Annotated in this window: 6 protein-coding genes; 2 read left to right on the top strand and 4 right to left on the bottom strand. The window is 72.2% G+C overall.

What is annotated here, in order from left to right; genetic code table 11:
* Nucleotides 1-70 precede the first annotated feature (70 nt).
* Complete coding sequence (locus tag ABD329_RS34190) at nucleotides 71-754, top strand: hypothetical protein (protein ID WP_198277835.1); 684 nt, start codon at nucleotides 71-73, stop codon at nucleotides 752-754.
* Between the two features lie 71 nt (nucleotides 755-825).
* Here ABD329_RS34190 and ABD329_RS34185 read toward each other — a convergent pair whose 3' ends face one another.
* Nucleotides 826-1,530, bottom strand: coding sequence for an alpha/beta fold hydrolase (locus ABD329_RS34185; RefSeq protein WP_198277836.1), 705 nt, complete (start codon nucleotides 1,528-1,530; stop codon nucleotides 826-828).
* 236 nt (nucleotides 1,531-1,766) lie between these two features.
* Between ABD329_RS34185 and ABD329_RS34180 the strand changes: the two genes are divergently transcribed.
* Nucleotides 1,767-2,870 carry a baeRF2 domain-containing protein gene (locus tag ABD329_RS34180; RefSeq protein WP_198277837.1) on the top strand — a complete coding sequence of 368 codons (1,104 nt, stop codon included), beginning with the start codon at nucleotides 1,767-1,769 and terminating at the stop codon, nucleotides 2,868-2,870.
* Nucleotides 2,871-2,955: 85 nt separating this feature from the next.
* Here ABD329_RS34180 and ABD329_RS34175 read toward each other — a convergent pair whose 3' ends face one another.
* The 3 genes from ABD329_RS34175 to ABD329_RS34165 all read right to left on the bottom strand — a co-directional run bounded on the left by ABD329_RS34175 (nucleotide 2,956) and on the right by ABD329_RS34165 (nucleotide 14,858).
* Entirely contained in the window at nucleotides 2,956-3,798 is an 843-nt protein-coding gene (locus ABD329_RS34175) for an aldo/keto reductase (protein WP_198277838.1), read from the bottom strand.
* Between the two features lie 206 nt (nucleotides 3,799-4,004).
* Nucleotides 4,005-4,850, bottom strand: a complete 846-nt coding sequence (locus ABD329_RS34170) for an SAM-dependent methyltransferase (protein ID WP_198277839.1) — start codon at nucleotides 4,848-4,850, stop codon at nucleotides 4,005-4,007.
* A gap of 123 nt (nucleotides 4,851-4,973) precedes the next feature.
* Nucleotides 4,974-14,858: an SDR family NAD(P)-dependent oxidoreductase gene (locus ABD329_RS34165; RefSeq protein ID WP_425574414.1), complete on the bottom strand. Its 9,885-nt coding sequence runs from the start codon at nucleotides 14,856-14,858 to the stop codon at nucleotides 4,974-4,976.
* Nucleotides 14,859-14,875 lie beyond the last annotated feature (17 nt).

The raw sequence follows: 14,875 nt of genomic DNA, 5'->3' as shown, positions 1-14,875 counted from the left end.
CGGCGCATCCGCACCGAGGCGCGCCGCCCGTTTCGGATCGCATGGATCATTCGATCAAGGGGCGTGAGAAGTGAACAGCCGGTTAAGCATCGCGGCCGTGTCGGCGGTCTCCCTGGTGGCGTTCCTGGGCGGCACGACGGTGGCGACGGCGCAGGAGGCCGATCCCGCGCCGAAGTCCTGTGACGGTGTCCGGCTGACCGGCGAGCTCCCCGCTCCGGCGCCCGGCCAGGCCGTTTCGGGGCAAATCACCATTGGCCCCGACTGCAAGCCCGAGCGGGTCTCCGTCCAGCACGGTCCGGCATCGGCCCGCTCGGCGCGCACCGCGACCGCCGCCGGGCGCGCCACCACGGCCGCCGCCGGCCATCAGCTGCGTGGCTGGAACGAGATGTACGACTGCTGCAACATCCGGATGACGGGCCTGTACACCGCCTCCTCATGGGACACGGCGAGCGGGCGCGTCACCACGGGCGGCACCACGGCCACCCAGGAGTGGAACCGCGAGCCGTGGGACGCCGGTTGGTCGCTCACCTCGCAGAACACGAAGGACGACTGCGTCACGGACTGCGCCGAGGTCAACTCCGAGGCGCACGCCGACTTCGCGTACAAGGGCGTCTTCGACCCGACCGGCGACTGGTACGACAACACCCACCACTCGTACGTCCAGTTGAAGGCGGACGGGACGACGAGCTGCCGCTTCGATGTGGAGCTGCGGCACACCTTCGTGGGGTGGAACTGGCGGTACGGCTGCGAGTGACCGCGCAGTCGACGCGATGGCACACGGCGTGACGACCGTCGTGTGCCATCACCGTCAGGCGTGGTGCGGGGTCACGATGCCCCACCAGCGCAGCCGAGCAGTATCCGGGCCAGCTCACTCGGCTGGGAGAACATCGGCCAGTGGCCGGTGTCCATCTCGACCAGCCGCCAGTGCTCGCTCTTCAGCAGCTCGGCCGCCTCGCCCATCGGCTCATCGCCGTCGAGCAGACACTTGACGTACGTGGCCGGAAGCCCATCGAGCCGGCGCGCCAGCACGGCAGGCTCGGAGAGTGTGGCGCCCGGATGCGGCGTGGAACCGGCCACGAACCGCGCGATCTGCTCGTCGGTGAGCCCTTGGCCCTCGCAGTCGGCCTCGGTCAGGGGCGCCCAGAAGCTGTCGTTCGCGGCCATCGACGCCTCCACCATGGCCCGCCCGCTGGGCCACGCCGACAGGAACGACTCCCCGTCCACCGGAACGTTGGAGTCCACGAACACCACATGGGCCAGCCGGTCGCCGATGCGCTCGGCGGCCTGACCGACCGGGATGCCCGCGTAGCTGTGCCCCACCAGGACCACATCGCGCAGCTCGAGGCGCTCGACCTCGCCGACGATGTCCTGGACGTGGGTCCGCTGCCCGGCCGGCACACCCCGCTTATCGGCGAGTCCGGACAGCGTGAGGGCATGAGCGCCGTGTCCGGCCGCCCGTAGCTCCGGAACCACCTCGTCCCATGCCCACGACCCCAGCCACGCACCCGCCACCAGTACGAATTCCGTCATGGCGGCAAGGTAGCGCGGGGGTCCGACACTGCCGCGCCCCGACGGAGCAGCGCCACTTGAGCGACTACACCGATGTAGACGGTCGACGTCGCTGTAGACACCGCCGCACACCCCTGGACAGCCCCGCCCGGTACTGACCGGAACCAGTGGTTTCGAGCGGTTTCATCCGGCGGGAGAGGGAAACCCGCTCGTGTCGGGCCGCCCCGTCAGGTCGCCCGACAAGGTACGGAGCGCATATGAAGTTGTCGTTTCTCGACCCGCTCTACGCGCGGCCCGGCCCATGGGCCGCCGTCTACCTGGACACCTCCCGCGACAGCGAGGATCCTCAGGAGGCGATCGAGCCGCGCTGGCGGCACCTGCGCGACGCGCTCTCCGGCCAGGGCGTGGACAACGCCACCCTCTCCGCCCTGCATACCGCCGTGGGCAGCGACCGGGAGGTGTCCGGGCGGCACGGACAGGCCCTGTTCGCCGCCCATGGGCGGCTCGGACTGGCCGAGGAGCTCCCCGAGCCGCCGACGGCCGATTCGGCCCGCTTCACCTCGATCCCCGATGTGCTGCCCCTGGTGTTGCAGCACTCCCCGGACATCCCCTATGTGGCCGTGGCCCTCTGCCGCGCCTTCGCGGAGACCGACCTGGAAGAGGATGTGGTGGTGCACTACCAGGCCGGGCGGTGGCCCATGAGCCGGGTGGCACCGGAGCCCCGCTACAACCACATCGGCGCGGCCCGGGACTGGCCGGCCAACGCCTTCGCGGTCGCCCATGAGCTGGAGAGTCTGCGCCGCTGGACCGATGCCGAGACGATCGTGTTGCGGTGCGCGGCGGAGGACGTGTGGTTGCGCGGCGTGCTGGTCAACCATTTGCCCGAATCCACACAACAGCGCGTCGTCACCGTGCCCGACAGCGGACGACCGGTGGCCGGACCCGGCCGGGCCCTGTTGGAGGCGGAGCTGCACGACACCCTGCGTGCCACGGTGAACGAACGGGACCGGACCCTGACGCACCGCTACATGGCGCAGCGCGCCCGGCACCCGGACACCTCCGACGGGCTGTCCGCCGCCATCACCGCCCTACAGCGTGGCCAGGCCCACTGCCTGCTGCTCACCCGCCCTGTGCACCTTCCGGAGTCGCTGTGGGCGGGGCCCGAGCCCACCCACATCACGCTGACGGAGCCGGACCTCCACACCTTCGGCGTGCACACCGGACGGCAGGAGCCCGCCGGGGCCGTGGTGGTGCGGGCCCTGGTGGGCACCGGCGCCGAGCTGATCACGGTCCCGCGTGAGGAGCTGCCGCTGGAGGACGGGGTCGGGGTGCTGTTGCGCTACCACGATCCGTATACGTGAGGTGCGCCGCGCCCGCCTCAAGGCCCGTATGCGTAGGACCCGCGTACGAAGGCCGGTGCGCCCAGAGCCTTCGAGGACCCCGGGCTCAAAGGACCTCGAGGGGCACGGGCCCCGTGGGCGGTGGGAAGGCGCTGTCCAGCGCGGCCAGGTCCGCCGAGGTCAGCTCCAGATCCAGCGCGGCGCGGTTCTCCTCGACATGGTCGACCCGCCCGGCCTTGGGGATCGCCATCACTCCCTGCCGGAGCACCCACGCCAGCATCACCTGCGCGGGCGTCGCGTCATGGGCCCGTGCGACCTCCCGCAGCGCCCCGGTGCGCGGCAGGCGTCCCTGCTCGATGGGCGAATAAGCCATCAAGGGGATGTCGCGCCGATGGCACCAGTGCATGAGGTCGTACTCCACACCGCGCCGGGTGAGGTTGTAGAGCACCTGGTTGACGGCGACACCGTCGCCACCGGGGATGGCGACGAGATCCGTCATGTCAGAGGCGTCGAAGTTGCTCACACCCCAGTGGCGGATCTTGCCGCTCCCCGTGAGTTCGGCGAAGGCTTCGAGGGTCTCCTCCAGCGGGATCCGCCCCCGCCAGTGCAGCAGATACAGATCCAGCCGGTCCGTACCGAGGCGCCGCAGGCTGGCCTCGCAGGCCGCGATGGTGCCACCACGGTCGGCGTGGCCCGGGAGCACCTTGCTGACCAGGAACACCTCGTCGCGGCGGCCGGCGATCGCCTCCCCGACGAGTTCCTCGGAGGCGCCGCTGCCGTACATCTCGGCCGTGTCCACGACGGTCATGCCGAGGTCGAGTCCGCGCCGCAGCGCCGCGATCTCATCGGCGCGGCGCCGGGGGTGGTCACCCATGTGCCAGGTGCCCTGGCCGAGCGGCGGGATCCGCTCCCCCGAGGGCAGCGGGACGGTGTCCGGTGCGCTGGTCATCTTGCCCGCCTCCCTGGTTCTCCGGCTGCCTCCCACGGTAGGCGACGCCACGCGCCATGCGACGTCCGCACCGCATGGCCCCGGCGGGTCGGTCGGGGCCCTGGCGGATCGGTCGCGGCCCCTCCGCGCCGAGGGGCGGGCCGAATGTGCCGACCCGCCCCTGAATGACTCCCCGAAGAGAACCGGGAAATTCCAGCGCCGAGAACCTACGCGGTTTCGGGGCGCCGCGCGGTGGCGATGAGATATCCCAGCTCGGGCATTTCCATGTTCTCGCCCTCGGCGGGCTTCAACTTGTTGAAGACCTCCGGGTCGACCTTGGACGCCAGCTGCTCCATGTTCTGGGCCATGGCCTCACCGAGCCGCCGGACCGACTGCTTGGTGGTGCTTTCGCTGACGTCGAGCAGCTCCGTACAGCGCAGCCCGGCCTGGCGCAGCATCGCCGGGTATGTCTCGAAAGACGCGGGCGGCTGGGTGAGGTACCGCTGGAGAATGTTCTCGATGACCGGCCGCCGCTCCTCGGATATCTCCTCGCGCTCGTAGTTGTCGGTGAGCGCCAGCCGTCCGCCCGGGCGCAGAACGCGGGCGGCCTCCGTGAGCGCCGCCGCCCGGTCGGGCATCTGCATCACGGATTCCAGCATCCAGATGGCGTCGAAGGAGCCGTCGTCGAAGGCCAGGTCCATCGCGTCGCCGTACTGGAAGGTGACCTTGCCGCTCACCCCGGCGGCCTCGGCCAGCTCGTTGGCCTTCTCGACCTGCTTACGGCTGACGCTGATGCCCACGACCTCGGCACCCGTCTTCTGCGCGAGCCTGATCGCGGGCCCGCCGAAGCCGCAGCCGATGTCCAGGACCCGGGAGCCGGCGCCGATGCGCAGCCGCGCGGTCATCATGTCGGTGAGCCGGTCGGCGGCGTCCTCCAGGGTGGTGCTGTCCTCCTGGCTGTTCCAGTAGCCGACATGGATGTTCGGGCCGTACAGCGAGGCGTCGAACATGCCCACCAGCTGGTCGTAGAACTCGCCGACCCGCTCGCCGACCGCGCTGACATTGGACGTCATGATGTTTCCTCCCGCAGTAATGGAAAGGTCTTCGGCGACATCAGAAATCCGCGAGCGCCTTCCCCGTTTTTTCTTCCGCGCTTCGAATGAGCGCGAGCCTATCAGGATGTCAGGCATTGCGAATCACACGTTCTCCGCAAGCCAGTTGAGGACCGCTTCGGCGGCGACTCCGGCGAAATCCTCCATCATGGTGAAGTGGTCGCCGGGAACGTCGATACGGGTGAGCGTGGCACCCCATGCCGATTCCTCGTCGGTTCCCTCTCCGGACCCCGGAAAGGACTCCTCCGCTTTCACCGTGAGAATCGGCGCGTCAATCGGCGTCGGCCCCCAGTCCGAGAAGAGGCGCAGATAGCCGCCCATCGCGGTCAGCCTGCCCTCGTCCACCACGCCGAACATCTTTTCCCGGTCGAACATCTTGCCGGACAGATTCGTCTGGATCCACGGCAGCGCCTCGCTGCGCGGCAGATAGGTGTCCAGCAGGACGACCGCCGAGGGCGCGCTGCCACGCGCCTCCAGCCGCCCGGCGACGGCCTGGGCGATCCAGCCCCCCGACGAGCGTCCGACGAGCACGAACGGCTTCTCCCCGACACAGCGCAGCGCCGCCTCCGCCTGCATCTCCACCACGGCGTCGACGCTCGCCGGAAGCAGCTCCCCCTTGCCGAAACCGGGCTCGGGCAGCACGGAGACATCGCGGCGGCCCCGGAACCCGGCCGCGAAGCGGGCGTACTCGCGCGGCCCCGAGATGGCGACCAGCGACGGGAAGCACACCAGCCCCGGCGCCGTACCGCCCTTGGAGAGCCGCACCAGCTTGGGCGGGGTGGTCAGCTCCGCCGCCGTACGGAACGACGGGCGCAGCCGGGCCGCCGCCATGAGCAGCTGGGTGCCCGCCACGTACTGTTCATCGGCGCACGCCTGCCGGTACAGCTCCTCGATCGTCGAGCCGGTCGCGGCCTTGGCCGCGCCGGGGGGCGTGGCCGTGGTCGTGGTCCGGTGCGGCGCTCCGGCGGCGGGTGCTTCGCCCTGGGGTGCGGAGTCCGCGGCGCCGGGGGCCAGTTGGGCGCGCAGGTGGACGGCGAGCGCCGCGGGTGTGGTGTGGTCGAAGAGCAGCGTGGCGGGCAGATGGAGACCGGTGGCGAGGTTGAGCCGGTTGCGGATCTCCACGGCGGTGAGCGAGGTGATGCCCAGCTCGAGGAAGGCGTGGTCGTCCTCCACCAGGTCCGGTGAGTCATGGCCGAGCACGGTGGCGGCATGGGTGCGCACCAGCTCGGTCAGGACCTGGGTCTGCTCCCTGGCCGAGAGCCCGTTCAGGCGCTGTCCGATCGGCTCCACTCCCCCGGCGCCGGTGGCGGAGCCGGAGGCGGCGTTATGGGCGGCGCGCCGGGCCGGGACCCGGACCAGCCCGCGCAGCAGATGCGGGACGCCGAGGGAGGCGGCCTGCACTCGTAGCGCGGCGACGTCGAGCCGCATGGGTACGAGGAGCGGGTGTGCGTCGGTGGTGCTTTCCGGGTGCACGTCGGTGGCGCTCTCCGGCTGTCCGCCGCCGCTCGCGTCGGCGCCCTCACCCTGACCGGGGCCCCCGGCCCGAGCGGCCCGGGCATGCGCCTGCGCCGTCGCCGCGTCGAAGAGCGCCAGGCCCTCCTCGGAGGACAGTGCGGTCACTCCCGCCCGGTTGAGCCGTTCGACGTCGCTGTCGTCCATGTGGCCCGTCATGGCGCTGCGTTCGGCCCACAGCCCCCAGGCCAGGGAGACCGCCGGCAGCCCCCGCGCCCTGCGCCGCTGCGCCAGCGCGTCCAGGAACGCGTTGGCCGACGCGTAGTTGGCCTGACCGCTGCCACCGAACACGCCCGCCGCCGAGGAGAACAGCACGAACGCGGACAGCGGCAGGTGCTCCGTCAGCTCATGGAGGTTGATGGCGGCATCGGCCTTGGGCCGCAGCACCGTGTCGACGCGCTCCGGGGTCAGCGAGCCGATCACCCCGTCGTCGAGGACACCGGCCGCGTGCACCACACCGGTCAGCGGATGTCCGGCCGGTACGGTGGCCAGCAGCCGCGCCAGCGCGGCGCGGTCGGCCGTGTCGCAGGCGGCCAGGGACACCGACGCCCCCGACGCGGTCAGCTCGTCCACCAGCTCGGCCGCACCCGTGGCCTCGCGCCCCCGGCGGCTGGTCAGCAGCAGATGGCGTACGCCGTGCTCGGCCACCAGGTGACGTGCCACCAGGGAGCCCAGCACCCCCGTGGCGCCGGTGATGAGGACCGTCCCCTCCGGGTCCCACAGCGGGGTGGCCGCGGGCTCGCCCTCCCGCTCGCCGCCCGGCGTGGACACGGTCTCGTGGGCCGCGTCCCGCACCCGCGCCACGGGAACCGGGGCCGCCGGGACCTGGGCCGCGGGGATCTGGGCCGCCGGGACCTGGGCCGCGGGGACCCGGGCGAGCCGTGGCACCAGCACCGCGCCGCCGCGCACCGCCATCTGCGGCTCGTCGCCGGACAGGGCCTGTGGCAGGGCGGTGAACGACGCCTCCTGGTCGTCCAGGTCGAGCAGCAGGAACCGGTCGGGGTTCTCCGACTGCGCCGACCTCACGAGTCCCCACACCGCGGCGCAGGCGGGATCGGCGAGCGGCTCCCCGGGCCGGACACCGACCGCCCCATGGGTGACCAGCACCAGCCGGGACCGCCCGAACCGCTCATCTGCCAGCCACGACTGCACCAGCGCGAGCGCCCGGTGCGCCGCGGAGCGGACCGCCTCGGCGGTCGGCGAGGAGAAGTGGGTCAGGGAGGTCGGGGAAGCCGAGGAGGCCAGGGAGGCGAACACCAGGTCCGGCGCCGCTCGCCCCGCCTCAATGGCCCCTCCCAGAGCGGACAGATCCGCGTGCGTCTCGGCCAGGGCACCGGTCGTGCCCGCCGACTTCAGCGCGGCCGACAGCCCCGTGTCACCTTCGGCGAGCACGGCCCAGCGACCGGCAGAGCCGGACGACGGGGGTACCGCCACGGACGCCGTCCACTCCAGGCTGAACAGCGATGCGTGGAAGGCACCGTGCGCCGCGCCGAGTTGGTCCCGGGCGACCGCGCGGGTGACGAGCGAATCCACCGAGGCCACCGGCTGCCCCGACTCGTCGAGCGCGGTCAGCGAGACCGCGTCCGGCCCGGCCGGTGCCAGCCGCACCCGCAACGCGGACGCGCCGGTGGCATGCAGCGCCACACGGCTCCAGGCGAAGGGGAGCCGGACGCGTCCGGTGCCCGCCCCCTCGTCCCGGCGGACGTTGCCACCGGGCTCGGGGAGGCGGACGAAGCCGCCGAAGGCCATCGCGTGCAACGCGGCGTCCAGCAGGGCCGGGTGGAGGCCGAACCGCTCGGCGTCCTGCCGTGCCTCCTCCGCCAGGCGGACCTCGGCGAAGACCTCGTCGCCCTTGCGCCAGACGGCGCGCAGCCCCTGGAAGGACGGCCCGTACCCCAGCCCGGTCCGTGCGAACCGTTCGTAGAGCCCGCCGACATCCACCGCCTCCGCACCGGCCGGTGGCCATGGCTCGGGTTCGGTGGCGCGATCGGCCACCGCCGAGGTGCCGCCGCTGCCGAGCACACCGGTGGCGTGCTGTGTCCAGGGGCCGTCCTCCGTCTGTGCGTACACACCGACCGAGCGCCGCCCTGTCCCGTCGGGACCGCCCACGGCGACCTGGAGCCGGACCGTGCCCTGCTCGGGCAGCACCAGCGGTGCTCCCAGGGTCAGTTCGTCCACCTGATCGCAGCCGACCGCGTCACCGGCCCGCATCAGCAACTCCACGAAGGCCGTCCCCGGCAGCAGCGTGACGTCCGCGACCGCGTGGTCGGCGAGCCAGGGGTGGGTACGGAGCGAGAGCCGACCGGTGAGCAGGAACCCGTCGGAGTCGGGCAGCGGCACGGCGGCCCCCAGCAACGGATGCCCGGCCGGGTCCAGCCCCGCCGATGCCATGTCACCGGTGGCATCGATCGCCTCGGACTCCAGCCAGAAGTGGGTGCGCTGGAAGGCATACGTCGGCAGATCGACGCGCTTCGCACCCGTTCCCGCGAACATCCCCGCCCAGTCGACGGACGCACCGCCCACGTACGCCTCGGCCAGAGAGGTGAGAAAACGCTCCAGGCCGCCTTCATCGCGGCGCAGCGAACCGACGGCGGTGACGCGGGTGCCGTGGTCCTCGGCGGTCTGCTCCACACCCATCGTGAGGACCGGATGGGCGCTGGCCTCGATGAACACCTGGAAGCCGTCGGCCAGCAGGGCGCGTACGGTCTCGTCGAAGCGCACCGTCTGACGCAGATTGCGGTACCAGTACCCCGCGTCCAGCCCCGTGGTGTCCAGCACACCGGCGGTGACCGTGGAGTAGAACGGCACCGACGAAGCCCGGGGAGCGATATCCGCCAGGGCCCGCAGCAACTCCTCCTCGATGTCCTCCACATGGGCGCAGTGGGAGGCGTAGTCCACGGGGATGCGGCGCGCCCGGACCTCGTCCGCCTCGCATGCCGCCATCAGCTCGTCCAGCGCGTCCGCGTCACCGGAGACCACGACAGCCGAGGGCCCGTTCACCGCCGCCACCGACAGCCGCTCACCCCACCGGCCCATCCGCTCCCGCACCTCACCCACGGGCAACGACACCGACACCATCCCACCGAGCCCCGACAACGCGCGCAGCGCCCTGCTCCGCAACGCCACCACGCGAGCCGCGTCCTCCAACGACAACGCACCCGCCACACACGCCGCCGCGATCTCACCCTGCGAGTGGCCGATGACCGCCGCGGGCTCGACACCGTACGAACGCCACAACTCAGCCAGCGACACCATCACCGCCCACAACACCGGCTGCACCACATCCACCCGCTCCAACGCCACAGAGTCGCCGAGCACATCCACCAACGACCACTCCACGAACGGCGCCAACGCCGCCGCACACTCCTCCAGCCGCTCCGCGAACACCGGCGAAGACTCCAGCAGCCCCGCCGCCATCCCCACCCACTGCCACCCCTGACCAGGGAAGACAAAGGCCGTACGGGCATCGGAGCCGACCACGGCCCCCCGCACCACGCCCGACACCTCGCGGCCCTCGGCCAACGCGGTCAGGCCGCTGACGAGCGCGGTACGGTCACCGCCCAACACCACCGCCCGCCGCTCGAACGCCGCGCGCGTGGTGACCAGCGACAGACCGATGTCCGCCACGGTCGGGCCGGTCTCCCCGGCCACGAGCGAGAGGAGTCGCCCGGCCTGCTCACGCACACCGGCATCGGACTTCGCCGACAGCACCCACGGCACCACAGCGGGCGCCAATTCCCCGGTCGACTCGGATGTCTCGTCCTCAGTCGACGGCGCCTGCTCGAGGATGATGTGCGCATTCGTGCCACTGAGGCCGAAGGAGGAGACACCCGCCCGGCGTGGGCGGTCAGTCTCGGGCCAGGGCCTGGCCTCGGTGAGCAGTTCGACGGCTCCGGCCGTCCAGTCGATGTGCGTCGACGGTTCGTCGACGCCCAGCGTCTGGGGCAGCAGACCGTGCCGCATGGCGAGCACCATCTTCATGATGCCCGCGACACCGGCCGCGGCCTGGGTGTGTCCGATGTTGGACTTGATCGAGCCGAGCCACAGGGGCTGTTCGTCGGTGCGTTCGCGGCCGTACGTGGCCAGCAGCGCCTGCGCCTCGATCGGATCGCCCAGCGTCGTACCCGTACCGTGGGCCTCGACCGCGTCCACCTCGGCGGCCGACAGCCGCGCGTTCGCCAGCGCCGCCCGGATCACCCGCTGCTGTGAGGGGCCGTTGGGCGCGGTGAGGCCGTTGCTGGCACCGTCCTGGTTGACGGCGGAGCCGCGTACCACCGCCAGTACCTGGTGGCCATTGCGCCGCGCGTCCGACAGCCGTTCCAGCAGCAGCATGCCGACGCCCTCGCCCCAGCCCGTGCCATCGGCGGCCGCCGCGAACGGCTTGCACCGGCCGTCCGGCGCCAGCCCGCGCTGACGGCTGAACTCCACGAAGGTGGCGGGGGTGGACATCACCGCCACTCCGCCCGCCAGCGCCAGCGAGCACTCGCCCTGGCGCAGAGCCTGCGCCGCGAGATGCAGTGCCACCAGCGATGACGAGCATGCGGTGTCGATGGTCACGGCCGGGCCCTCGAGACCGAAGGTGTAGGCGACCCGTCCCGATGCGATGCTTCCGGACCCACCCGTGGCGAGGTAGCCCTCGGCGCCCTCGGGGATGCTCCGGAGCTGGGATCCGTAGTCGTGGTACATCAGACCGGCGAAGACACCGGTCGCGCTGCCCCGAAGGGTCGTCGCGTCGATTCCGGCCCGTTCGAACGCCTCCCATGACGTCTCCAGCAGCAGCCGCTGCTGCGGGTCCATCGCCAGCGCCTCACGTGGCGAGATGCCGAAGAACGCCGGGTCGAACTCGCCCGCGGTGTGCAGGAAGCCGCCCTCCCGCGCATAGCTCTTGCCGTCCGCCTCCGGATCGGGGTCGTACAGCCCCGCCACATCCCAGCCACGGTTGACGGGGAAGCCGGAAATGGCGTCGTCACCCGCCGCGAGCAGCCGCCACAGCTCCTCCGGGGACCGGGCGCCACCCGGGAATCGGCAGGCCATGCCGACGATCGCCACCAGGTCGTCACCGGTGTCCGCCTTGCCTGCGGGCAGGGCGGGATGGGCGGACTGGGCCGTACGCACGCCGTCGTCCCCGTCGGTCAGCTCCTGGTGGAGATGGCGGGCCAGGGCGATCGGGTTCGGATAGTCGAACACCAGCGTGGCCGTGAGGCGCAGCCCGGTGGCCGTGCCCAAGCGGTTGCGCAGTTCCACCGCCGTCAGCGAGTCGAAGCCGAAGTCCTTGAAGGCGCGGCCCGGCTCCACCGCGGCCGCCCCACCGTGTCCGAGCACCGCGGCCACGCAGCGCCGCACCAGGTCCAGTACCAGACGTTCGCCATCCTGCTCCGACGACGCCGCGGCGAGTCGTTCCCGCAGGTCACCCGCGGCCCCGGTGCCCTCCGCCGCGGCCCTGCGCGCCATAGGCCGCACCAGCTCCCGCATGACGTGCGGCACTTCGCCGTCGGCGCCACGCGCCTTGGCCGGGTCCAGTCGCATCGGGACGACCACGGGCAGTTCCCCGGCACATCCCGCGTCGAACAGGGCCAGGCCCTCCTCGGGCGACAGACCGTCCACTCCGGCCCGGCCTATGCGGCGCAGATCCGCCTCGGCCAGCCCACCGGCCATTCCGTCGCGCTCGTCCCACAGACCCCAGGCGAGGGACAGGCCGGGCAGCCCCGAGGCCCGGCGGCGCCGTATCAGGGCGTCGAGGGAGGCGTTGGCAGCCGCGTAGTTGGCCTGTCCGGCCGTGCCGAAGGTCCCGGCGGCCGAGGAGAACACCACGAACGCCGACAGGTCCACTGCCTCGGTCAGCTCGTGCAGCGCGATGGCCGCGTCCAACTTCGGACGCAACACCGCGTCCACGCGCTCCGGTGTCAGCGATGCGATGACGCCGTCGTCGAGCACCCCGGCCGTGTGGACCACTCCGCGCAGCGGATGTGCCGCGGAGACACCCTTCACGGCCGCGGTCAGCGCGCCCCGGTCGGCCACGTCGCAGGCGGCCCAGCTGACCGACGCGCCCGCCGCCACCAGGTCGTCCTCCAACGCGCGGGCGCCGGGGGCGTCCGCGCCGCGACGGCTCACCAGCAGCAGATGGCGTACGCCGCGCTCGGCCACGAGGTGGCGGGCGACCAGCCCGCCCAGCGTGCCGGTGGCGCCGGTCACCAGGACCGTGCCTTCCGCGTCCCACACCGCCGAGTGCGTCGCCGAGTGCACCTCCGAGTGCGGCGCCGAGTGCGGCGCGGCTTCGGCGGTCGGAGTGGTCTCAGTGGTCCGCACTCGGCCCAGGCGGGGCGCCAGCAGCCGCCCGCCGCGCACGGCCACCTGGGGTTCGCCACTCGCCAGGGCCGCGGACAGCGGGGAGAGGGTCTCGGGGGTCAGTGGCCGGCGCCCGGCCTCGTGCTCCGGTTCCCGATCCCCACCGTCCAGATCGACCAGGACGAACCGATCCGGGTGCTCGGTTTGCGCGGTCCGTACCAGACCCCAGACGGCGGCCGCCGCGAGATCCACCACGGCCTTGTCGTTCTGGTTGCCCTCGCCGTCCTCGTCGTCCTCGTCGTCCTCGACGGTCACCGCGCCATGGGTGGCGATCACCAGCCGCGATCCGGCGAACCGCTCCTCGGCCAGCCATCCCCGCACCAGCTCCAGCGCCCTATGGATCACGTCCCGTATCGCGTCGCCGTCAGTGGTGGGCACGGGCGGGGCCACACACACCACCGCCGGAGGCACGACCCCTTCACTACCGATCACCTCACCGAATGCCGCCACGTCGTGCCAGTCGACGCAAGCCAGCGGCGCCACCTCGGTCACGGCGCCCTCCACCGGCGCCTCGGCACCCGGCAGAAGGCTCCAGTTCAGCTGGAAGAGGGATTGGTGCACCGCACCGCGCGCCGCGTTGACCTGCTCCGGGGAGACTGGGCGCGTCGCCAGCGAGTCCACCGTGGCCACGGGCGCACCGGTCCCATCCATCACCTCCATCGACAGCGCCATGCCGTCGGGGCCGGTGGGGGTGAGGCGTACGCGCAACATCGCGGCGCCCGCCGCGTACACCGACACCCCGCTCCATGAGAACGGCAGCCGGATCTCCTCCGACGTGGCGGTGGCCGCGGCGCCCACGGCGTGCAGGGCCGCGTCCAGCAAGGCCGGGTGGAGGCCGAAGCGGCGCGGGTCCTGCTCCGCCTCCTCGTCCAGCGTGACCTCGGCGAACACCTCGGTTCCGCGCCGCCACACGCCACGCAGCCCCTGGAACACCGGCCCGTACCGCAGCCCCGTCTCGGCAAGCCGCTCGTAGTGCCCGTCCAGCGCCACGGGTTCGGCGTCCCTCGGCGGCCATACGGACTCGGCGAGCGCGGTGCGGGCGGAGGTGGACGGCTCGGGCGCGACACTGCCCGTAGCATGCCGAAGCCACGGCCCTTCCCCGCCGTCCTCGCGTGAGTGCACGGTCAGCGCCCGGCGCCCCGAGTCGTCGGCGTCGGAAACCGTCACCCGCGTCTGTACGCCACCGTGCTCGGGCAGGACCAGCGGTGCCTCGAGCGTCAGCTCCTCCAGCCGGGCGCATCCGACGCGGTCGCCCGCGTGCAGCGCCAACTCGACGAACGCGGTCCCCGGCAGCATCACCGCCCCCAGCACCTCATGGTCGGCCAGCCAGGCGTGCGTACGCGCGGACAGCCGGCCGGTGAACAGACATCCGTCGGAGTCGGGCAGCGTCACCGCGGCGCCGAGCAGCGGATGCTCCGCGGAACCGAGCCCCGCCGAGGCCACATCCGCCGTGGCCGCGGCCGGCTCCAGCCAGTACCGCTCCCGCTGGAAGGCATACGTGGGCAGCTCGACGGTCCGGGGACGTGCCGGTGCGAGCAGGGCCGCCCAGTCCACGGAGCCACCCCGGACATGGACCTGAGCCAGCGCTTCGAGCAGCGAGGCGGCCTCATCACGACCGGTGCGCAGGGCCGGGGCGAAGGTGGCGTCGGGCGCGCATTCCTGGCCCATGCCGGACAGCACACCGTCCGGGCCCAGCTCCAGGGAGGTCGTCACACCGGCCTCCGCGAGGGCCGCCACGCCATCGGCGAAGCGCACGGTCTCGCGGACGTGCCGTACCCAGTACTCGGCGGAGCACAGCGCCTCGGCGTCCGCGATCAGACCCGTCAGGTTCGATACGACGGGGATGCGGGGAGGCGTGTACGACAGCCCCTCGGCCACCCGCCGGAACTCGGCCAGCATCGGCTCCATCAACGGCGAATGGAAGGCGTGCGAGACGCGCAGCCGCTTGGTCTTGACCCCCTGAGCCTCAAACTGCCCGGCGACCTCCGTCACCGCCTCTTCCGCCCCGGAGATCACGGTCGAGTACGGACCGTTGACCGCCGCCACACTCACCTCGGCCTCACGACCGGCCAGCAACGGCAAGACGTCGGCCTCGGCGGCCTGCACCGACACCATCACCCCACCCGGGG

Origin of the sequence: Streptomyces javensis (genome assembly GCF_039525925.1) — a bacterium.
Taxonomy (GTDB): Bacteria; Actinomycetota; Actinomycetes; order Streptomycetales; family Streptomycetaceae; genus Streptomyces; species Streptomyces asiaticus.
The sequence above is the reverse complement of the archived record's forward strand: the minus strand, read 5'-3'. Positions and strand labels throughout refer to the sequence as shown.

Excerpts from the sequence above, each read along its gene's own strand:
- ABD329_RS34185 (WP_198277836.1), bottom strand. The coding sequence starts at position 1,530 with ATGACGGAATTCGTACTGGTGGCGGGTGCGTGGCTGGGGTCGTGGGCA.
- ABD329_RS34180 (WP_198277837.1), top strand. The coding sequence starts at position 1,767 with ATGAAGTTGTCGTTTCTCGACCCGCTCTACGCGCGGCCCGGCCCATGG.
- ABD329_RS34175 (WP_198277838.1), bottom strand. The coding sequence starts at position 3,798 with ATGACCAGCGCACCGGACACCGTCCCGCTGCCCTCGGGGGAGCGGATC.
- ABD329_RS34170 (WP_198277839.1), bottom strand. The coding sequence starts at position 4,850 with ATGACGTCCAATGTCAGCGCGGTCGGCGAGCGGGTCGGCGAGTTCTAC.